Origin of the sequence: Brenneria goodwinii, assembly GCF_002291445.1 — a bacterium.
In the GTDB taxonomy this organism is placed as follows: domain Bacteria; phylum Pseudomonadota; class Gammaproteobacteria; order Enterobacterales; family Enterobacteriaceae; genus Brenneria; species Brenneria goodwinii.
Window position 1 is genome coordinate 4523358 of the sequence record NZ_CP014137.1, and the last position, 19819, is coordinate 4543176.

General features: G+C 53.8%; 17 protein-coding genes and 1 pseudogene. 15 read left to right on the forward strand and 3 right to left on the reverse strand.

The window, feature by feature from the left end; all coding sequences use genetic code 11:
- Positions 1-44: 44 nt before the first annotated feature.
- Both ppc and argE read right to left on the reverse strand, forming a co-directional pair.
- Entirely contained in the window at positions 45-2684 is a 2640-nt protein-coding gene (ppc, locus tag ACN28R_RS20040) for a phosphoenolpyruvate carboxylase (protein WP_048637038.1), read from the reverse strand.
- Positions 2685-3171: 487 nt separating this feature from the next.
- Positions 3172-4320: an acetylornithine deacetylase gene (argE, locus tag ACN28R_RS20045; protein ID WP_095835317.1), complete on the reverse strand. Its 1149-nt coding sequence runs from the start codon at positions 4318-4320 to the stop codon at positions 3172-3174.
- A 190-nt stretch (positions 4321-4510) separates the two neighbouring features.
- Between argE and ACN28R_RS20050 the strand changes: the two are divergent.
- The 11 genes and pseudogenes from ACN28R_RS20050 to tatD all read left to right on the forward strand — a co-directional run.
- Positions 4511-4761 (forward strand): annotated as a pseudogene (locus ACN28R_RS20050) (N-acetyl-gamma-glutamyl-phosphate reductase); the annotation flags it as partial.
- Positions 4762-4871: 110 nt separating this feature from the next.
- Positions 4872-5645, forward strand: coding sequence for an acetylglutamate kinase (gene argB, locus ACN28R_RS20055; protein ID WP_048637040.1), 774 nt, complete (start codon positions 4872-4874; stop codon positions 5643-5645).
- Between the two features lie 61 nt (positions 5646-5706).
- Positions 5707-7080, forward strand: a complete 1374-nt coding sequence (gene argH / locus ACN28R_RS20060) for an argininosuccinate lyase (protein WP_095835318.1) — start codon at positions 5707-5709, stop codon at positions 7078-7080.
- A gap of 279 nt (positions 7081-7359) precedes the next feature.
- A complete protein-coding gene (gene rmuC / locus ACN28R_RS20065; protein WP_048637042.1) occupies positions 7360-8892 on the forward strand; it encodes a DNA recombination protein RmuC in 1533 nt (510 codons plus the stop codon).
- 140 nt (positions 8893-9032) lie between these two features.
- Positions 9033-9788, forward strand: coding sequence for a bifunctional demethylmenaquinone methyltransferase/2-methoxy-6-polyprenyl-1,4-benzoquinol methylase UbiE (ubiE, locus tag ACN28R_RS20070; protein ID WP_048637043.1), 756 nt, complete (start codon positions 9033-9035; stop codon positions 9786-9788).
- Between the two features lie 12 nt (positions 9789-9800).
- The gene (gene ubiJ, locus ACN28R_RS20075) at positions 9801-10409 is read left to right on the forward strand and encodes a ubiquinone biosynthesis protein UbiJ (protein WP_095835319.1); all 609 of its coding nucleotides are present in this window, start codon (positions 9801-9803) and stop codon (positions 10407-10409) included.
- Complete coding sequence (ubiB, locus tag ACN28R_RS20080; RefSeq protein ID WP_048637045.1) at positions 10406-12046, forward strand: ubiquinone biosynthesis regulatory protein kinase UbiB; 1641 nt, start codon at positions 10406-10408, stop codon at positions 12044-12046. The genes ubiJ and ubiB overlap by 4 nt, the downstream gene beginning before the upstream one ends.
- Before the next feature lie 84 nt (positions 12047-12130).
- Positions 12131-12388, forward strand: coding sequence for a Sec-independent protein translocase subunit TatA (gene tatA / locus ACN28R_RS20085; RefSeq protein ID WP_048637046.1), 258 nt, complete (start codon positions 12131-12133; stop codon positions 12386-12388).
- A gap of 3 nt (positions 12389-12391) precedes the next feature.
- Positions 12392-12925, forward strand: a complete 534-nt coding sequence (gene tatB, locus ACN28R_RS20090) for a Sec-independent protein translocase protein TatB (RefSeq protein WP_095835320.1) — start codon at positions 12392-12394, stop codon at positions 12923-12925.
- 3 nt (positions 12926-12928) lie between these two features.
- Positions 12929-13681 carry a Sec-independent protein translocase subunit TatC gene (tatC, locus tag ACN28R_RS20095; protein ID WP_048637048.1) on the forward strand — a complete coding sequence of 251 codons (753 nt, stop codon included), beginning with the start codon at positions 12929-12931 and terminating at the stop codon, positions 13679-13681.
- Between the two features lie 22 nt (positions 13682-13703).
- Complete coding sequence (tatD, locus tag ACN28R_RS20100) at positions 13704-14486, forward strand: 3'-5' ssDNA/RNA exonuclease TatD (RefSeq protein WP_095835321.1); 783 nt, start codon at positions 13704-13706, stop codon at positions 14484-14486.
- Positions 14487-14578: 92 nt separating this feature from the next.
- On the opposite strand, the gene rfaH is transcribed toward tatD, so the two are convergent.
- Entirely contained in the window at positions 14579-15067 is a 489-nt protein-coding gene (rfaH, locus tag ACN28R_RS20105) for a transcription/translation regulatory transformer protein RfaH (RefSeq protein WP_048639745.1), read from the reverse strand.
- Between the two features lie 192 nt (positions 15068-15259).
- Between rfaH and ubiD the strand changes: the two genes are divergently transcribed.
- From ubiD to ACN28R_RS20125, 4 genes are all read left to right on the forward strand, one after another.
- A complete protein-coding gene (ubiD, locus tag ACN28R_RS20110) occupies positions 15260-16756 on the forward strand; it encodes a 4-hydroxy-3-polyprenylbenzoate decarboxylase (protein ID WP_095835322.1) in 1497 nt (498 codons plus the stop codon).
- A gap of 53 nt (positions 16757-16809) precedes the next feature.
- Positions 16810-17511, forward strand: a complete 702-nt coding sequence (gene fre, locus ACN28R_RS20115) for an NAD(P)H-flavin reductase (protein WP_048637051.1) — start codon at positions 16810-16812, stop codon at positions 17509-17511.
- A gap of 361 nt (positions 17512-17872) precedes the next feature.
- Positions 17873-19204: a Xaa-Pro dipeptidase gene (pepQ, locus tag ACN28R_RS20120; RefSeq protein WP_048637052.1), complete on the forward strand. Its 1332-nt coding sequence runs from the start codon at positions 17873-17875 to the stop codon at positions 19202-19204.
- Complete coding sequence (locus ACN28R_RS20125; protein ID WP_048637053.1) at positions 19204-19818, forward strand: IMPACT family protein; 615 nt, start codon at positions 19204-19206, stop codon at positions 19816-19818. Before pepQ ends, ACN28R_RS20125 begins: the two co-directional genes overlap by 1 nt.
- Position 19819 lies beyond the last annotated feature (1 nt).

Below are 19819 nucleotides of genomic sequence, written 5' to 3' on the forward strand. Positions count from 1 at the left end.
GGACCGGCCTATACTATGCCGCTTTCGCGTATTGCTTGGCGCGATTAGCCGGTGTTGCGCATACCGGCGGCCACGCCGGCGATAGTCACCATCAGCGCCAGCTCTACCTCCGGATCCGGATCTTCCTGCTGGCGGGAACGATGCAGCAGTTCAGCCTGCAGGACGTTCAGCGGGTCGGTATAAACGTTGCGTAGCGCGATCGATTCCGCAATCCACGGCAGATCTTCCATCAGATGGTCGTCGTTGGCGATCGTCAGCACCACATGGATATCGGCAGCTAACTGCTCACGCAGCTGTTTCCCCAGCGGCCATAGTTTTTTATCCACCAGACGTTGGTCATAGTATTCCGCCAGCCACAGGTCCGCTTTGGAAAACACCATTTCCAGCATGCCGATACGGGTGGAGAAAAACGGCCAGTTGCGACACATGGTTTCCAGGTGTTCCTGTTTGCCGTCGTCCACGACTTTTTGCAGTGCGGCGCCGGCGCCAAGCCAGGCGGGCAGCATCAGACGGTTCTGCGTCCAGGCGAAAATCCACGGAATGGCGCGCAGGCTTTCTACGCCGCCGGTAGGACGACGTTTCGCCGGGCGTGAGCCCAATGGCAATTTACCCAGTTCCAGTTCCGGCGTGGCGGAGCGGAAATAGGGCACAAAGTCAGGGTTTTCACGCACGTAACTGCGATACATATCGCAGGATACGCGAGACAATTCATCCATCACCGCTATCCATTCCGGCTTCGGCTCCGGCGGCGGCAGCAGGTTGGCCTCCAGAATAGCGCCGGTATAGAGCGCCAGGCTGCTGATGGTGACTTCCGGCAGACCGAACTTGAAGCGGATCATCTCACCCTGTTCGGTCACGCGCAGACCGCCCTTCAGGCTTCCCGGCGGCTGAGACAGCAGCGCCGCATGGGCGGGCGCGCCGCCGCGACCGATAGAACCGCCGCGACCGTGGAACAGCGTCAGCGCGATACCGGCTTTTTCGCAGGTTTTAATCAGCGCATCTTGCGCGCGGTATTGCGCCCAGGAGGCGGCCATGACGCCGGCGTCTTTCGCCGAGTCGGAATAGCCAATCATCACCATCTGTTTGCCCTGGATGACGCCGCGATACCAGTCGATGTTCAGCAACTGGGTCATGACGTCGTCGGCGTTGTTCAGGTCTTCCAGCGTTTCAAATAGCGGAACAACCGGCAACGTAAAAGGACAGCCCGCTTCTTTCAACAGCAAATGCACCGCCAGCACGTCTGAAGGCGTACGCGCCATGGAAATGACGTAGGCGGCGATCGAACCGGCGGGCGCTTTGGCGATGACTTTACAGGTGTCGATCACCTCTTGAGTCTCTGTGCTGGGTTGCCACTGACGCGGCAGCAGCGGACGTTTGGAGCTTAATTCGCGGATCAGGAAAGCCTGTTTGTCGGATTCGGGCCAGCTTCCATAGTCGCCTAAGCCCAGATAACGGGTTATTTCCGCCAGCGCATCGCTGTGATTGGTGCTTTCCTGACGAACGTCGATACGCACTAGCGGCACGCCGAAGCAGCGTACGCGGCGTAGCGTGTCCAGCAGTTGGCCGTTGGCGATGATGCCCATGCCGCAGGCGTGCAATGACTGGTAGCACGCGAACAGCGGATCCCATAATTGTTCATTGCGGGTCAGCAGATCTTTCGGCGGCAGCAGTTCTCCGCCTTTGAGGCGAGCGTCCAGATACGCCAGCGTGCTATTCAACTGGGCGCGTAATGATTTCATGATGGCGCGATACGGTTCCTGCACCTCGTCGCCGCCAGCCAGTTGGCGCAGTTCCGGCGTACATTCCGACATCGACAATTCCGATACCAGGAACTGAATGTCCTGCAAAAACAGATCGGCCGCTTTCCAACGGCTGAGCAATAGCACGCGGCGGGTCACTTCGGCCGTTACGTTCGGGTTGCCGTCACGGTCTCCGCCCATCCATGAGGTAAAGCGCACCGGCACGGCTTCCACGGGCAGGCGATAACCAAAAGACTTATCAAGCAGCTCATCCAACTCGCGTAAGAAAGCGGGCACGCCTTCCCACAGGCTGTTTTCAACAACGGCAAAACCCCATTTCGCTTCTTCTATCGGCGTCGGGCGGATTTTACGGATTTCGTCGGTATGCCAGGATTGGGCGATCAGCTGGCGCAGGCGGCGCATAATCTGGTTGCGTTCATAATCGGCCAAATCGTCATGATCGAGCTGCTTAAGACAGGTGTTTACCTCCACCAGTTTGTGGATCAGGGTTCGGCGGGTAATCTCGGTGGGATGCGCGGTCAATACCAGCTCAATGGAAAGCGATTCGACGGCATGGCGAATGTCTTTTTCCGTTAGACCCTTACTTTTTTTCAAGCGCTCGAAGGTATCGGAGAGTATCTCCGGGTTGCTGGCGGCTTCACCGTGCGGGGAAATGGTGTGATATTGCTCAGCGGTATTGGTCAAGTTGAGGAATTGGCTAAATGCGCGGGCTACCGGCAATAGCTCATCATTGGACAGGTTTTGTAGTGTGTTCAGCAGTTCCTGTCGGTGCTTTTCACTGCCCGCTCGGGAGGACTTTGATAATTTACGAATCCTTTCTACCTTATCAAGTATATTCTCACCCAGCGCTTCCTTGATAGTATCGCCAAGTAGCTTACCTAGCATGCTGACGTTACTTCGCATTGCTGAATATTGCTCTTTCATATTATACCCGGACCCATTCCTAAAATTTTTGTAAGTTTATTTCACCAGAAAGACGTACTGCGCTCCTTTCATCTAGCCACGACGAGGTTGATTCGTCAATTGACGATTCTTTGTTCTCGCTACTCTTTTATACCGCCGATCTTTTTACCTGCATTGATGTAGATTTGGCAATTTGTGAAATTTAATTACAGATAAGCCCACATTAGGGGAGCTTATCGGAAGGCGAGCCGGGCAGCCGCTGGTTGAGTTCGAACTTCCCGGAAAAATCAGTAGGTTGATGCTGGCTAGCCCCTTTTCAGCACGCATACTGGCCGCTCGTCGGCAGAGTGAGCCTATGCGCCCGGACATACGGAATAAACGCGAATATCGGCTGAGCGACATGCGCAAAATCGCGGCGGACGTCCGTTTGCCGGAGGGATCGACACGCTGTCGGCATTAAACGTCATGCCGACGATTAAGGGGAAACCGCCCGGCGATTGCGCGAGCGTTAGTTGCAGAAATGCCGCACCAACTGGGCGATCAGATCGCGGGTTGGCGTAATAAAGGCGGTATCGAGGAACTCGTCCGGCTGATGCGCTTGCTCGATAGAGCCAGGGCCCAGAACCAGCGTCGGGCAGAGTTCTTGGATAAACGGCGCTTCGGTGCAGTAATTGACGACTTCCGTTTGCGTACCCAATAGTTTTTCCACTACCGCGACTAAACGATGGTCTGCCGGACATTCGTAACCGGGGATCGGCGGATGCAGTTCGCTGATGGTCAAACGGCCCGGCCAGCGCTGACTGACCGGCGCCAGCGTTTCCGACAGCACTCCGTTCAGGTCGCCGAGCGTCAGCCCCGGCAGCGGACGGATATCCATGTGCAGTTCACAGCAGGCGCAAATTCGGTTCGGCGCATCGCCGCCGTGGATATGGCCCAGATTCATGGTCGGATAGGGGATGGCGAACGCCGCATTGTGATAGCGCTCCTGCAACGTCTTGCGCAGCACCAGCAGATGGGAGATCGCATCGTGCATCAATTCGATAGCGTTAACGCCGCGCGACGGATCGCTGGAATGCCCGGATTGGCCCTGAATACGGATGGCGCTGGACATATGTCCTTTATGGGCGCGCACCGGGTGCAGCGATGTCGGTTCGCCGATAATGGCGCAGTCCGGTCTGACCTGGGTGGAGGCGGCAAAATATTTGGCGCCGGCCATGGTGGTCTCTTCATCCGCGGTGGCAAGAATATAAAGCGGTTTGGTCAGTTTGGTTGGGTCGATGTCGCGCAGCGTATCAACAATAAAGGCAAAGAAGCCTTTCATGTCGGCCGTTCCCAGGCCGTACAGCTTATTATCATGTTCGGTCAGCGTGAAGGGATCGCGCGTCCAGCGCCCGTCATCGAAAGGTACGGTGTCCGTATGTCCCGCCAGCAGTAAGCCGCCTTTGCCTTCCCCGATTCGGGCCAGCATATTGAATTTATTTCGGGTGCCGGGTACTGGCTGAACGTCGACGTGAAAGCCCAAATCCGTGAACCAGCCGGACAGCAGATTGATTAATGCCTGATTACTTTGATCGAGCGTACTGTCGGTCGCGCTGATGGACGGCGTTGCGATCAACGCCCGGTATAGCTCAATAAAAGGGGGTAAATTCATCTTCACAGTTGACAGCCTCTGGTTAGGATAGTATCAATATTCATGCATTTATTTTGAATAAAAATACAGTAACGCTAAGTGAAAGGAAACCTTAAGATACCTTTGGCGATGAATTCATCATGTCGCATAGCTTCGCGGATGAGCCGCGTTATGATGCCGCCCGTCCGTCGATGAGTAAGTAAGGTTCACCGATCTCATGCCGAATAGGTTGATTGCTGGCGCAGGCGGTTATTCCGGCGCTGAATTAGCGCGTTATCTTAACCGCCGCCCGCAAATGAACATAACCGCTTTAGCCGTTTCAACGCAAAGTGTAGATGCGGGAACATTGATTTGCGCTTCGCATCCGCGCTTGCAAGGCATTATCGACCGGCCGTGTGCGTCATCGATGGGGTTTTTCTGGCAATGAGTGACAAAGTCGGTCACGATCTGGCATCGGATTTACAGGCCCGTCGCCTGTCGATTGCCGCTGGCGCAATGTATGAATATTCGTTTGGATTTCCTGGAAACACAGTCTTTACTTTGATTACCATTTACCATTCTGAGGCGCGAAGAGAACAATGAATCCGTTAATTATCAAGCTAGGTGGCGTTTTACTGGATAGCGAAGAAGCGTTGGAACGCCTCTTTACGGCGCTGGTGACCTATCGCCGGCAACATCAGCGCCCGCTTGTGATTGTGCACGGCGGCGGATGCCTGGTTGACGATCTGATGAAAAAACTGTCGTTGCCGGTGGTGAAGAAAAACGGCCTGCGTGTGACTCCCGCCGATCAGATTGACATTATTACCGGCGCGTTGGCCGGCTCGGCGAATAAAACGCTGTTGTCGTGGGCGAAAAAGCACGGTATTAGCGCCGTCGGCCTGTGCCTGGCGGACGGCGGCAGCACCAAGGTAACGCAGTTGGACGAAGCGCTGGGCTATGTCGGCAGAGCCGAAGCGGGTTCTCCGGCGTTGCTGAACACGCTGTTATCCGCGGGATATCTGCCGGTCGTCAGCTCCATCGGCATGACCGAACAGGGCGATTTGATGAATGTGAACGCCGATCAGGCCGCCACGGCGCTGGCGGAAACGCTGGGGGCGGATTTAATTCTGCTTTCAGATGTGAGCGGTATTCTGGACGGGAAAGGTCAGCGCATTGCGGAAATGACGGCAGGAAAAGCGGAGCAGCTGATCGCGCAGGGCATCATCACCGATGGGATGATTGTTAAGGTTAATGCGGCGCTGGACGCGGCGCGTACGCTGGGCCGTCCGGTGGATATCGCCAGTTGGCGTCATGCCGATCAACTGTCCGCGCTGTTCAACGGCGTGGCTATCGGTACGCGTATTTTGGCGTAAGCGGTTTCGAGGTATGGCATGATGCCATATCCATATTTATTTGAATGTTGGGAGTAAGGTTATGGCTTTGTGGGGCGGACGGTTCAGTCAGGCGGCGGATCAACGGTTTAAACAGTTTAATGACTCGCTGCGGTTTGATTACCGTCTGGCAGAGCAGGACATCATCGGCTCTATTGGCTGGTCAAAAGCATTGGTTACCGTCAACGTGCTCAGCGAGCAGGAACAGCAGCAACTGGAACAGGCGTTGAATGCGCTGTTGGCTGAAGTTCAGGCCGATCCTGAAATGATTCTGCAAAGTGATGCCGAAGATATTCATAGCTGGGTCGAGCAGCGGCTGATCGAGAAAGTCGGCGATCTGGGGAAAAAGCTGCATACCGGGCGTAGCCGTAACGACCAGGTGGCGACCGGTCTGAAACTGTGGTGCAAAACGCAAATTGCCGAACTGCAGTTGGCGGTGCGTCAGTTGCGTCAGGCGCTGGTGGTCACGGCGGAAGCGAACCAGGATGCCGTCATGCCGGGTTACACCCATTTACAACGCGCCCAGCCGGTGACGTTCGCTCATTGGTGTCTGGCTTATCATGAGATGCTGGTGCGCGACGAAAGCCGCCTGGAAGATACGCTGAAGCGTCTGGACGTTAGCCCGCTGGGCTGCGGGGCGCTGGCCGGTACGGCTTATCCTATCGACCGCGAGCAACTGGCCGGGTGGCTGGGTTTTGCTTGCGCCACGCGCAACAGCCTGGACACGGTATCCGATCGCGATCACGTGCTGGAACTGCTGTCCGATGCCGCTATCGGTATGGTGCACCTGTCGCGTTTCGCTGAAGATTTGATTTTCTTTAACAGCGGCGAAGCGGCGTTTGTCGAGCTTTCCGATCGCGTGACTTCCGGCTCGTCGTTAATGCCGCAGAAAAAGAATCCTGACGCGTTGGAATTGATTCGCGGCAAATGCGGCCGCGTTCAGGGCGCGCTGAGCGGCATGATGGTGACGCTGAAAGGGTTGCCGCTGGCGTACAACAAGGATATGCAGGAAGACAAAGAAGGCCTATTTGATGCGCTGGATACCTGGCACGACTGCCTGATGATGGCCGCGCTGGTGCTGGAAGGCATTCAGGTCAAACGCCCCCGCTGCCGGGAAGCCGCCGAGCAGGGCTATGCCAATGCGACGGAACTGGCGGATTATCTGGTTGCTAAAGGCGTGCCGTTCCGTGAGGCGCATCATATCGTCGGCGAAGCGGTTGTCGAAGCCATTCGTCAGGGGAAAGCGCTGGAAGCGCTGTCGCTGCCTGAGCTACGGAAGTTCAGCGCCGTTATCGCCGATGACGTTTACCCGATTCTGTCTCTGCAATCCTGTCTGGATAAACGTGCGGCGCAGGGCGGCGTGTCGCCTCAGCAGGTGGCGAAAGCCATCAGTGATGCCAAACAGCGTCTGAGCTGACAAATCTGCCTGGAGCAGATTTGAACGCCGCTTGCGGCGGCCTCGAAGAGGCGAGGCCCAAGGATGGGCCGAGTAACAATACCAACGCATAGGCGACTTGAAGTATGACGCGTGTTCCGGTCTTCATTGATTTGCCTGGTAAATCTGAATCACGCCCGCATTTTCCGCTTTTTTTCACCGCGTTTCCCCCTAAATCCTTTCATCGACGGAATTGCTTCTGGACATCCATACAGTATCAATTTAACGTGACGGACAGCAGTGGTGGCCAGCGGAGGCACAGTGGATATCAGCATGGTTTATGGATTGGGCGGCGGCCTGGCCGGTTTATTGGCCGGTTGGCTCATCGTCAGCCTGTCGTTTCAGCGGCGGCAGTCCCGTCATGAAACGGAACAACGTTTACTTGAACAGTCGTCACGGCAAACTCAGCAACTTCTCAGTGAATGTCAGCAGGACAAAAAACAGTTTGAGCAGCAGTTACGTGACAATGAGCTGGAGTTGCGTAACGTTCACGGCCAACTGGCCGCCAGCCAGGAGAAGCAACGGCAACTGATACAGCTGCGCGAGGAGTGCGTTCAGTTGAATCAGGAGCTGCGCGCGCTGCGGGAGGTGAATACCGCGCAGGAAGCCGAACTGCGGGAAGTCACCATCAGGCTGGAAGAGACACGCATGGCCGCCGAAGAGAAACAGCGCCTACTGATGAACAGCGAGCAGCGGTTGACCACGCAGTTTGAAAATCTGGCCAACCGGATTTTTGAGCACAGCGGCCGTAAAGTGGACGAACAGAATAAACAGAGCCTGGATCGTTTGTTGATGCCGCTGCGCGAACAGCTTGATGGATTCCGGCGCCAGGTTCAGGATAGCTTTGGCGCCGAAGCGCGTGAACGCCACACGCTGACGCATGAAATTCGTAATCTGCAACAGCTCAATGCCCAGATGGCCCGGGAAGCGATTAACCTGACCAAGGCCCTGAAAGGGGACAATAAAACGCAGGGAAACTGGGGCGAAGTGGTGCTCAGCCGCGTGCTGGAAGCCTCCGGGCTGCGCGAAGGGTATGAGTATGAGACTCAGGTCAGCGTGCAGACCGGCGCAAACAATCGTATGCAGCCTGACGTGATCGTTCGTCTGCCGCAGGGCAAGGATGTGGTCATTGACGCCAAAATGTCGCTGGTGGCCTATGAACGCTATTTTAACAGCGAAGATGACGCCGAACGCTTAGCCGCCCTGAACGAGCATCTGCTCTCTGTGCGGGGGCATATTCGTCTGCTGGGGAGCAAAGACTATCAGCAGTTGCCGGGGCTGCGTTCGCTGGATTATGTCCTGATGTTCATTCCCGTGGAGCCTGCGTTTCTGGTGGCCATCGATCGTCAGCCTGAGTTGATCAACGAAGCGCTGAAGCACAATATTATGTTGGTTAGCCCCACAACGTTGCTGGTGGCGCTGCGTACTATCAATAACCTGTGGCGTTATGAGCAGCAGAGCCGCAATGCCCAGCAGATCGCTGAACGGGCCGCGCGGCTGTACGATAAGCTGCGTCTGTTCGTTGATGATATGGAATCTTTGGGGCAAAGCCTTGATAAATCTCAGGCTAGCTATCGCCAGGCGATGAATAAACTATCTTCCGGGCGTGGTAATCTGATTGGTCAGGCGGAAGGATTCCGCGCTTTGGGCGTAGAGGTAAAACGCCCGATCAGCCCCACGCTGGCCGAGCGGGCGACCGAGCACGAGCAAAACGCCGGGGATGCGCTGACCGGGTCTTCCCTATCGGCGGATACCGGCGCAGACTCGTCAAGCCCGGTTTCGGAAAAGCGATAGGCGTCTCTGTTTCGCCGGATGAATAATCGCGCTGTCCGGCGGGGGTTGTCGCATTAGGCGGTGGGCTTTTTATACGGGTCTGTTACACTCTCCCCATTAACAGATAGACTCGATGTTTGACTAAATAGTAGGCGGATAAGATGGCAGATGAGCAGGAGAAAACAACCGACTTTGGTTTTCGCACTGTCGCCAAGGATGAAAAAGAAGTCATGGTGGCCGACGTTTTTCATTCCGTAGCAGCAAAATATGATCTGATGAATGACCTGATGTCTTTCGGCATCCATCGTATCTGGAAAAGATTCACCATTGAGTGCAGCGGCGTGCGGCGTGGACAACGCGTTCTGGATGTCGCGGGCGGAACCGGCGACCTGACGGCCAAATTCTCCCGCATTGTGGGTGATGAAGGGGAAGTGGTTTTAGCCGATATCAATGCCTCCATGCTGAAGGTCGGCCGTGAGAAGTTACGCAACAAAGGCATTATCAACAATGTCAGCTATGTGCAGGCGAATGCCGAAGAGCTGCCATTCCCGGATGATTTCTTTGACTGCATCACCATCTCTTTCGGTTTGCGTAACGTCACTGATAAAAACAAAGCGTTGCGTTCCATGTACCGGGTGCTGAAGCCGGGCGGTCGGCTGTTGGTGCTGGAATTCTCCAAGCCGGTACTGAAGCCGTTAAGTAAAATTTACGACGTCTATTCGTTCCATGTTCTGCCGAGAATCGGCGAAATGGTGGCGCGCGATGCCGGGAGTTATCGCTATCTGGCGGAGTCAATCCGCATGCATCCCGATCAGGAAACGCTGAAAGGGATGATGGCCGATGCCGGTTTTGATAGCGTGAATTATTTCAATCTTACCGGTGGGATTGTCGCGCTACATCGTGGTTTTAAATTCTGATTGGAAATGCCAATGCTGATAACGTCTGTGCTGACAGCCACGCTGGAAACGGCGTTGAATCAGCTACTGTTTCGTGACCGCAGTATGAAGGCGGCGCGTCAGCGCCTGTATGGAAAAACGCTGCAAATCGAACTGGCTGAACTGGATGTGCCGCTGGTGCTTATCTTTAACGAGCACCGTCTTGACGTGGTAAGCCAATGGGAAGATCGTGCCGATTGCCAACTGAAAACGCGTTTAGCGGTACTGATGAAGCTACGTGACCGGCAGCACCTTTCCTCCCTGATGCGCAGCGGCGATTTGATCATAGAAGGCGATATCCAGGTTGCGCAGCAGTTCATCGGGCTGCTTGATTTAGCCGAGTTTGATCCGGCGGAGTGGCTGGCCCCTTATGTGGGGGATATCGTCGCCCAAGGGGTAAGCCAAACGGCGCAAAAAACGCTGGGCGTATTTAATCGCATTTTGTGCAGACAGCAGCAGGCGCTGTCCGAAACGCTGACGGAAGAGTGGCGTTTGGCGCCGGGTAAACTGGAAAATGCCTGGTTCCAGGATGAGGTCGCCGCATTGGAGAAATCAACGGAGAACCTGGCTGAACGGCTGGCGAAGTTGGAGATCCCACGATGATGCCCGGTGAACTGCTTCGACTTTACAACATCGTCCGTGTTTTACTGAGCTACGGTCTGGATGAGCTCATTCCCAAAATGCGCTTAACGATCCCGCTTCGCTTTGGCCGCCGTTTGCTGTTTTGGTTGCCGAATCGACATAGCGATTTGCCGCTGGGCGTTCGCCTGCGTTTAGCGTTGCAGGAGCTTGGTCCGGTATGGATTAAATTCGGCCAGATGATGTCGACACGGCGAGATTTATTCCCGCCGGCAATCGCCGATCAATTGGCGATGCTGCAAGATCGGGTTGACCCCTTCGACGGCATGCTGGCGCGCAGGCAAATCGAGCTGTCGATGGGCGGCGTTCCCCTGGAGGAGTGGTTTGACGATTTCGACGTGAAGCCGCTTGCATCGGCATCCATCGCTCAGGTGCATACCGCGCGCCTAAAGGCTACCGGCAAAGAGATCGTTATTAAGGTCATCCGGCCTGATATTTTACCGGTGATCAAAGCCGATATCCGATTGATGAAACGTCTGGCCGGCTGGCTGCCGAGGCTGTTGCCGGATGGACGACGCCTGCGCCCGCGGGAGGTCGTACACGAATATGAGAAAACGCTGCTTGATGAACTGAATCTGCTGCGTGAAGCGGCAAATGCGATTCAACTGCGCCGCAATTTTGAAAATAGCCGCATGCTGTACATTCCTGAGGTGTATCCGGATTACTGTAGCGAGGGTATGCTGGTGATGGAGCGTATCTATGGCATCCCCGTTTCCGACGTGGAAACGTTGAAGGCCAATGGAACCAACATGCAGTTGCTGGCGGAGCGTGGGGTGCAGGTCTTCTTTACGCAGGTGTTCCGCGACAGCTTCTTTCATGCGGATATGCATCCCGGTAATATCTTCATTAATGATCAACACCCGGAAGATCCGCAGTACATCGGCATTGATTGCGGGATAGTCGGTTCGCTGAATAAAGAAGATAAACGCTATCTGGCGGAAAACTTTATTGCGTTCTTCAATCGTGATTACCGCAAAGTGGCTGAGTTGCACGTGGATTCAGGCTGGGTGCCCGCGGATACCAATGTCGAAGATTTTGAGTTCGCTATTCGTACCGTGTGTGAGCCCATTTTTGAAAAGCCGTTAGCGGAAATTTCATTTGGTCATGTATTATTGAACCTCTTTAATACGGCTCGCCGTTTTAATATGGAAGTTCAGCCCCAGCTCGTTCTTTTGCAAAAAACACTGTTGTATATTGAAGGGATAGGACGCCAGTTGTATCCGCAGTTGGATCTCTGGAAAACGGCAAAACCGTTTTTGGAGAATTGGTTAAAAGAACAGGTTGGTTTGCCGGCCATGATCCGGGCCTTGAAAGAAAAAGCGCCGTTCTGGGCAGAAAAACTGCCGGATATTCCCGAACTGTTTTATGACGGTTTACGCCAGCACAGAATATTGCGGCAAAGCGTGGATAAACTCGCGGATGAGCTGCGAACGCAGCATGTCCGGCAAGGGCAATCCCGATATTTGCTGGGAATTGGTGCAACGTTGTTGATAAGTGGTACGGTGTTACTGGTTAGCCACGTTGAGGCGGATGTTATACCTTCTGGTCTGATGGCCGCGGGAATTGTTGCCTGGATTATCGGCTGGCGGCGAACTCGTTGAAACAGATCATAATACATAGCAGGATTATCTTCTATAATGATGGGATAATCTTGGTGACCCCCCTTTTTGATAGAGGTAAACGTTATGGGTGGTATTAGTATTTGGAACTTGTTGATTATCGCGGTAATCGTCGTATTACTGTTTGGCACCAACAAGCTGAGAACATTGGGCTCGGATCTGGGCGCATCCATCAAAGGTTTCAAAAAGGCGATGGGGGATGATCAACCGTCCGCTGCTGATAAAACTCAGCAGGATGCTGATTTCGCGACTAAGTCTCTAGCAGAGCAACAGCCTGAAGTTAAGAAGGATGAAACAAAGAGCCAGCATAAAGAGCAGGTATAATCTGTGTTCGATATCGGGTTTAGTGAACTGTTATTGGTCTTGGTTATTGGTCTGGTTGTTCTTGGGCCAGAACGTTTGCCGGTAGCGGTAAGGACAGTGGCAGGATGGATTAGGACGCTGCGTTCGCTGGCATCTACGGTTCAGAATGAGCTGTCGCAGGAACTGAAGCTGCAGGAATTGCAGGACAGCCTTAAGAAAGTGGAAAAAGCCAGCCTGCAAAATTTGTCGCCAGAGCTGAAAGCATCCATGGATGAGCTTAAAGAAGCGGCGGAGGCAATGAAGCGTAGTTATGCTGAAAAATCATCACCCAAGGATGAAGGAAATAGTGCGGAACAGCCGCCTAATCAACCATTAAGCGATCCCGAGGCCGTTCACGATGGCGTGATTGACGTGGAAAAAGCGCCGCCATCGACGGTGACTGATCCTGAGCCCGAACCTGAGGATAACCGGATTGCGCCCGCTCCGGTTTCGGACAACAAAATCAAACCTGAGAAGCCTGCTGTTGTTTCCGCCCGTCAACCAAGTGATGATCGTTAGTTTATGGCCGCTGAAGATACCCAACCGCTGATTAGTCATCTGATCGAACTGCGTAAGCGGTTGCTGAACAGTATTATTTGTGTGCTGGTGGTGTTTGTGGCATTGGTTTACTTTGCTAATGACATCTACCAGCTGGTTTCTGCCCCGCTGATTGAAAAGCTTCCCGCAGGCGCCAGCATGATCGCTACCGATGTAGCGTCGCCGTTTTTCACGCCGATAAAGCTCACCATGATTGTGTCGGTGTTTGTGTCGGCACCGTTGGTGCTGTATCAGGTTTGGGCATTTGTCGCGCCGGCGCTGTACAAACATGAGCGCCGGTTGATGATGCCTCTGTTGATTTCCAGCAGTCTGCTGTTTTATGCCGGTATGGCGTTTGCCTATTTTGTGGTGTTCCCGCTGGCATTCGGCTTTTTTGCTAAAACGGCGCCCCAGGGCGTGTTGATCGCGACCGATATCAACAACTATCTGGATTTCGTCATGGCGCTGTTTATGGCGTTCGGTATTTCGTTCGAAGTGCCTATCGCGATTGTATTACTGTGCTGGAGTGGCGTGGTAACTCCGGAAGACCTGAAAAAGAAACGGCCTTATATGCTGGTCGGGGCGTTTGTCGTCGGTATGCTGCTGACGCCGCCGGATGTTTTCTCGCAGACGTTGCTGGCCCTTCCCATGTATATGTTGTTTGAGATCGGGGTATTCTTTTCCCGGTTTTATGTAGGTAAAGGTCGTCAGGCGAAAGCAGAAGAGCCTTTGCCGTAGTCATCTGCGGATACGTCATCAAATGTTTGATATCGGGGTCAATTTAACCAGTTCTCAGTTTGCGAAAGACCGGGAGCGGGTTGTCGCTCGCGCAAAGCAGGCTGGCGTTAGCGGGATGTTGGTGACGGGAACCAATATTCAGGAGAGCCGTCGGGCTCTGGCGTTGACGGCGGAATATCCCGATTACTGCTGGGCAACGGCAGGGGTTCACCCGCATGACGCCAGCCAGTGGGATGCATCGGCAGCCGAGCAGCTTTACAGCTTGGCGCAATCCGATGCCGTGGTCGCCATCGGCGAATGCGGGCTTGATTTTAACCGCAACTTTTCATCCCCAGAGCAGCAGGAACGGGCATTCAGCGCCCAACTGGCGTTGGCTGCAGAGCTATCAATGCCCGTATTCCTGCACTGTCGTGAGGCTCATTCCCGTTTTATCGCTCTACTGACTCCCTGGTTGGACAAATTGCCGGCGGCGGTGGTGCACTGTTTTACCGGCGACCGCCGCGAACTTGATGAATGCCTGGCCTTAGGGCTGATGATTGGTATCACCGGTTGGGTTTGTGATGAACGCCGGGGGCTTGCGCTACGTTCGTTGTTAAAACATATTCCATGCGATCGGCTGCTATTGGAAACCGACGCGCCCTATTTACTCCCTCGGGATTTAAGTCCTAAACCGGCCTCCCGCCGTAACGAATCTTGTTTTCTCCCCCATATTGTCAGTCAGATCGCCGCCTGGCGTGAAGAAGATGCAGTCTGGCTGGGGCGGAAAACAGAGGAAAATGCCCGCCGGGTTTTCCGGTTGGCTTGATTCAGGGGGAATAGTTATATGGGCGATGCTTTTCCCGGTGCGTTCCCCGGCCCAAGATACGTTCGGCGTGCCGATCTGTGCCGTTACTGCGATTACATCTTCTGGAATTGGCGGTTATCAATGCTCTGGCGAACCTGCTTATTCAGCAAATTCAGTAATAACATTGAACGGGTTTCCCCATCCGGTTCTGTGTAGATAGCCTGCAGACCGGTAAAAATCCCATCCGTAATCATCACTTCATCACCCGGCTGCGGGGTTTGCGGATCGGTAATGCCCTCAGGCGGATATTGCAACAGATCATTGATCACCTGTTGGGGGATCGTGGCGGGGCAATTACCGAAGCGCACGAAATTACTCACCCCGCGCGTGGCGCTGATGGTGGTTGTATGGATACACTCAGGATCGAACTCTACAAACAGATAGTTCGGAAACAGGGGTTCACAAACCTCGGTACGTTTGCCGCGTATGATTTTATCCAGCGTAATCATTGGGCTAAGGCAAGCAACATTCTGGCGTTCTAAATGCTCTTTCGCCCGCAGTAATTGACCACGCTTGCAATATAGTAAGTACCAGGCTTCCATAAAATTTGCAGAGTAATTGTTCCAGCGGATAATCATATCAAAAGCGGGCCTGAATAAACAATTTACGTAAGAAGTTTCTGGTGTCGCGATTGCCTGGAAGGTGACGATAGGCGTCCGCCATAATTAGACTGCACTAAGAAGCGACAGGTCGCTGAAGAGACTTTATAATAGCCAGTTCCACAGACAGCCCCGATGATCAGCATGAAATATCGTGACTTACGCGAATTCCTCTCGCTGCTGGAAGAGAGGGGTGAATTAAAACGTATTAGCCAGCCTATCGATCCCTATCTTGAAATGACGGAAATCGCCGACCGTACCTTGCGTGCGGAGGGCCCGGCTCTGTTGTTTGAAAACCCGAAAGGTTACAGCATGCCGGTGCTGTGTAATTTGTTCGGCACGGCAAAACGCGTGGCGATGGGTATGGGGCAGGAGGACGTCAGCGCATTGCGCGACGTCGGTAAGCTGCTGGCTTTTCTTAAAGAGCCGGAGCCGCCGAAAGGATTTCGCGATCTGGTGGATAAAATGCCTAAATTCCGCCAGGTGCTGAATATGCCGACGAAACGGCTCTCTTCGGCTCCTTGCCAGGAACAGATATGGCAGGGCGAAGAGGTCGACTTGGGCCGGATACCGGTAATGCACTGCTGGCCGGAAGATGCCGCGCCGCTGGTCACCTGGGGATTGACGGTGACCCGGGGGCCGGACAAAGAACGTCAGAATCTGGGGATTTATCGCCAGCAGCTGTTGGGCAAAAACAAATTGATTATGCGCTGGCTGTCGCATCGCGGCGGCGCGCTGGATTTTCAAGAATGGAGCCAGGAAAATCCGGGGCTGCGCTTCCCGGTGTCTGTTGCGCTGGGGGCCGATCCCGCAACGATTCTGGCGGCGGTCACGCCCGTGCCTGATTCATTGTCTGAATATGCTTTTGCCGGCTTGCTGCGCGGCCATAAAACCGAAGTCGTGAAATGTCTGTCTAACGATCTGGAAGTCCCTGCCAGTGCGGAAATAGTACTGGAAGGCTATATCGAACCCGGTGAAACGGCGCCGGAGGGGCCTTACGGCGATCACACCGGTTACTACAATGAAGTCGATCGTTTCCCTGTTTTTACGGTGACGCACATAACACAGCGGCGTGATGCGATTTATCACTCCACTTATACCGGCCGCCCGCCGGATGAGCCGGCCGTATTGGGAGTGGCGCTCAACGAGGTCTTCGTTCCTATTCTGCAAAAGCAATTTCCTGAGATTGTCGACTTTTATTTGCCGCCTGAGGGTTGCTCTTACCGTCTGGCGATCGTTACCATGAAGAAGCAATATCCTGGTCACGCCAAACGCGTCATGATGGGCGTGTGGTCTTTTTTGCGGCAGTTTATGTATACCAAATTTGTTATTGTTTGTGACGATGACATTAATGCCCGTGACTGGAAAGATGTTATCTGGGCGATCACTACGCGGATGGATCCGGCACGAGATACCGTATTAGTGGAAAATACGCCGATAGACTATTTGGATTTTGCCTCACCGGTTTCCGGTTTAGGTTCCAAAATGGGGCTGGATGCCACCAATAAATGGCCGGGCGAAACACAACGCGAGTGGGGACATCCGATTAAAAAAGATCCTCAGGTGTGCGCGCGCGTTGATGCCATATGGGATGAACTTGCCATTTTCAGTGACAGAGAACCCCGGCGTTAACCTGCTGTTGCTCTGTTCCCAGTTTTGCTTTGATGACCCTACAGAGGGAATGCATGACGACATTGAGCTGTAAAGTGACTTTGGTAGAAGCCATAACCGATACGGTTTATCGGGTTCGTTTATTACCTGAGGCGCCTTTTTCTTTCCGTGCCGGTCAGTATCTGATGGTCGTGATGGATGAGCGGGATAAACGTCCTTTTTCTATGGCATCCACGCCGATGGATACAGATTTTATTGAGCTGCATATTGGCGCGTCTGAGTTGAATCTTTACGCCATGGCGGTAATGGAACGTATCCTGCAGGAGAGAACGCTTACGGTGGATATTCCGCATGGCGAAGCGTGGTTGCGCGAAGAGAGTGACCGTCCGCTGGTGTTGATTGCCGGCGGTACGGGCTTCTCGTATGTCCGATCGATTTTGCTGACGGCGCTGGCTCAACAGCCGGAGCGCGATGTCTCGATCTATTGGGGGGGCAGGGAAAACAAGCACCTTTACGACCTCGGCGAATTGGAAGCGCTTGCGACTCAGTATCCCAATTTGCAGGTGATCCCGGTGGTTGAACAACCGGAAGAGGGCTGGCGCGGCAGAACCGGCACCGTATTAAGCGCGGTATTGCAGGATTACGGTTCATTAGCCGAGCAAGATATATATATTGCCGGTCGTTTTGAAATGGCGAAAATTGCGCGTGAACGTTTCTGTAATGAACGTGGCGCGCTGGCGACGCATATGTTCAGTGACGCTTTCTCGTTTATCTGAAGCCGTTATGGAAAAAAGCTCCGCGTGATAGCCCGCGCGGTCCTGCGCTAAAGGTTACCGGCGATCAAATACCGTGGCGATCCCCTGTCCCAGCCCGATGCATATGGTCGCCGCGTCTATTATCTTTCCTCGTGTATTGCGTCGTCCGCACCCAGTCAGCGCGGCCGTCGCACTGTTCCGCCAAATCCCCGCATTCAACAAGTATCTCCTGGTACGAACAGATGGCTGAGTCATGTCTTTCGTGTTAATTAATTGAAAAAAAAGTTAATGCTGCCCGTAAGATCACCAAGTACCCGACGCTGCCGTTGAGTCACGGCTGTGTTAAAATGGATAAACAGTGCAGTGACAAACAGGGATATCTATGGAAAAGCTGGCTTCTCTATATCACCATCATTTGGCTACGTTGCAACAACGCACACAGACTATTCTGGCGCGCCACCAGCTTGACGCATTATTGATTCACTCCGGTGAGTTATTAACGGTATTTCTGGACGATCACGACTATCCCTTTAAAGTTAATCCGCAGTTTAAAGCCTGGGTGCCGGTCACTCAGGTGCCGAATTGCTGGTTATGGGTTGACGGCGTCAATCCGCCGAAACTCTGGTTCTATTCTCCGGTGGATTATTGGCATAACGTCGCGCCTGTTCCGGAAAGTTTCTGGACTGATGAGGTGGAAATCTCGGTTTTGCGTAATGCCGATGATATCGGGCGATTACTCCCGTCGCCGCGTCAGCGCGTCGCCTATCTCGGCTATGCCCCGCAGCGGGCGTCGGCTTTGGGTATCGCCGCCGAAAATATTAATCCTCAGGGGGTGCTGGATTACCTGCATTATCATCGCGCTTATAAAACCGACTATGAGTTGGCCTGTATGCGCGAAGCTCAGAAAACCGCGGTTGTCGGCCATCGCGCCGCCCATGAGGCTTTTCTGTCCGGCATGAGCGAGTTCGATATTAATCTGGCTTACCTGACCGCCACCGGCCACCGGGATACCGATGTGCCTTATGACAACATCGTGGCGCTGAATGAGCATGCGGCGGTATTGCATTATACCCAGCTGGATCATCAGGTTCCGTCAGATGTGCGTAGTTTTCTGATTGATGCCGGCACTGAATATAATGGCTATGCGGCCGATCTGACCCGCACCTACTCCTCGCAAAGCGATAACGCGTTTGCTGCATTGGTAAAAGATCTGAATCAGGAGCAACTGGCCCTCATTGATACGATTCAGGCCGGCGTGCGCTATACCGATTATCATCTTCAAATGCATCAGCGCGTCGCCAAGCTGTTGAAGTCTCATCAACTGGTTCATGGGATCAGCGAAGAGGCCATGGTGGAGAGCGGCTTGACCGGGCCGTTCCTGCCGCATGGATTGGGGCACTTCCTCGGGTTGCAGGTGCATGATGTCGCCGGTTTTATGCAGGATGACCGCGGTACCCATCTAGCCGCTCCGTCCCAGCATCCTTATTTGCGTTGTACGCGGATACTGGAACCCGGGATGGTATTGACCATTGAGCCCGGTATCTATTTTATCGACTCGCTGTTGGAACCTTGGCGTACAGGTCAATTCAGTCAGCATTTTGACTGGCAGAAAATTGATGCGCTAAAACCTTTTGGCGGCATCCGTATCGAAGATAATATCGTTATCCATGAGCAGCGGGTTGAAAATATGACGCGCGATCAGAAGCTGTCCTGATGCAGGCCTATCCGGTACCCGCGGCGCCAGTCAGTGTGAGTGAAGAGATTAAGAAAAGCCGTTTTATTACTCTGCTGGCGGCGACGAGTGGCATTGACGCGGCGAAAGATTTTGTTCAGCGGATCAGAGCACAGCATCCCACGGCGAGACATCATTGCTGGGCATGCGTTGCCGGCGCGCCGGACGATTCCCAACAGCTTGGCTTTTCTGATGACGGCGAGCCTTCCGGCACCGCCGGTAAACCCATGCTGTCGCAGTTGATGGGCAGCGGTATCGGCGAAATTACCGCGGTTGTTGTGCGTTATTATGGCGGGATTCAATTAGGCACCGGAGGGCTGGTCAAGGCTTATGGCGGCGGTGTCCAGCAAGCGCTAAAGCTGATATCGCTGCAAGAGAAGGTATTACAGAAAGAATATGGCTTGCGGTGTGATTACGCACTATTACCCCAGGTTGAATCGCTGATCTATCAGCTCGGTGGACAGATACTGCACAGTGACTATGGCGCGGAAGTGACGTTGAGTCTGTCTATTCCCCTTAGGGACGTGGATGAGGCGACAATGAAATTGCGTGATATCAGCCGCGGTTCATTGCATTTATTGCCAGTTTCACAATAAT

What these genes read in the sequence shown, in the direction of transcription:
- rfaH (WP_048639745.1), bottom strand. Translation starts at nt 15,067, where the DNA reads ATGGAAGCCTGGTACTTACTATATTGCAAGCGTGGTCAATTACTGCGG.
- tatD (WP_095835321.1), top strand. Translation starts at nt 13,704, where the DNA reads ATGTTTGATATCGGGGTCAATTTAACCAGTTCTCAGTTTGCGAAAGAC.
- ubiB (WP_048637045.1), top strand. Translation starts at nt 10,406, where the DNA reads ATGATGCCCGGTGAACTGCTTCGACTTTACAACATCGTCCGTGTTTTA.
- ppc (WP_048637038.1), bottom strand. Translation starts at nt 2,684, where the DNA reads ATGAAAGAGCAATATTCAGCAATGCGAAGTAACGTCAGCATGCTAGGT.
- ubiE (WP_048637043.1), top strand. Translation starts at nt 9,033, where the DNA reads ATGGCAGATGAGCAGGAGAAAACAACCGACTTTGGTTTTCGCACTGTC.
- ubiJ (WP_095835319.1), top strand. Translation starts at nt 9,801, where the DNA reads ATGCTGATAACGTCTGTGCTGACAGCCACGCTGGAAACGGCGTTGAAT.
- argB (WP_048637040.1), top strand. Translation starts at nt 4,872, where the DNA reads ATGAATCCGTTAATTATCAAGCTAGGTGGCGTTTTACTGGATAGCGAA.
- ubiD (WP_095835322.1), top strand. Translation starts at nt 15,260, where the DNA reads ATGATCAGCATGAAATATCGTGACTTACGCGAATTCCTCTCGCTGCTG.
- tatA (WP_048637046.1), top strand. Translation starts at nt 12,131, where the DNA reads ATGGGTGGTATTAGTATTTGGAACTTGTTGATTATCGCGGTAATCGTC.
- argH (WP_095835318.1), top strand. Translation starts at nt 5,707, where the DNA reads ATGGCTTTGTGGGGCGGACGGTTCAGTCAGGCGGCGGATCAACGGTTT.
- tatC (WP_048637048.1), top strand. Translation starts at nt 12,929, where the DNA reads ATGGCCGCTGAAGATACCCAACCGCTGATTAGTCATCTGATCGAACTG.
- pepQ (WP_048637052.1), top strand. Translation starts at nt 17,873, where the DNA reads ATGGAAAAGCTGGCTTCTCTATATCACCATCATTTGGCTACGTTGCAA.
- fre (WP_048637051.1), top strand. Translation starts at nt 16,810, where the DNA reads ATGACGACATTGAGCTGTAAAGTGACTTTGGTAGAAGCCATAACCGAT.
- ACN28R_RS20125 (WP_048637053.1), top strand. Translation starts at nt 19,204, where the DNA reads ATGCAGGCCTATCCGGTACCCGCGGCGCCAGTCAGTGTGAGTGAAGAG.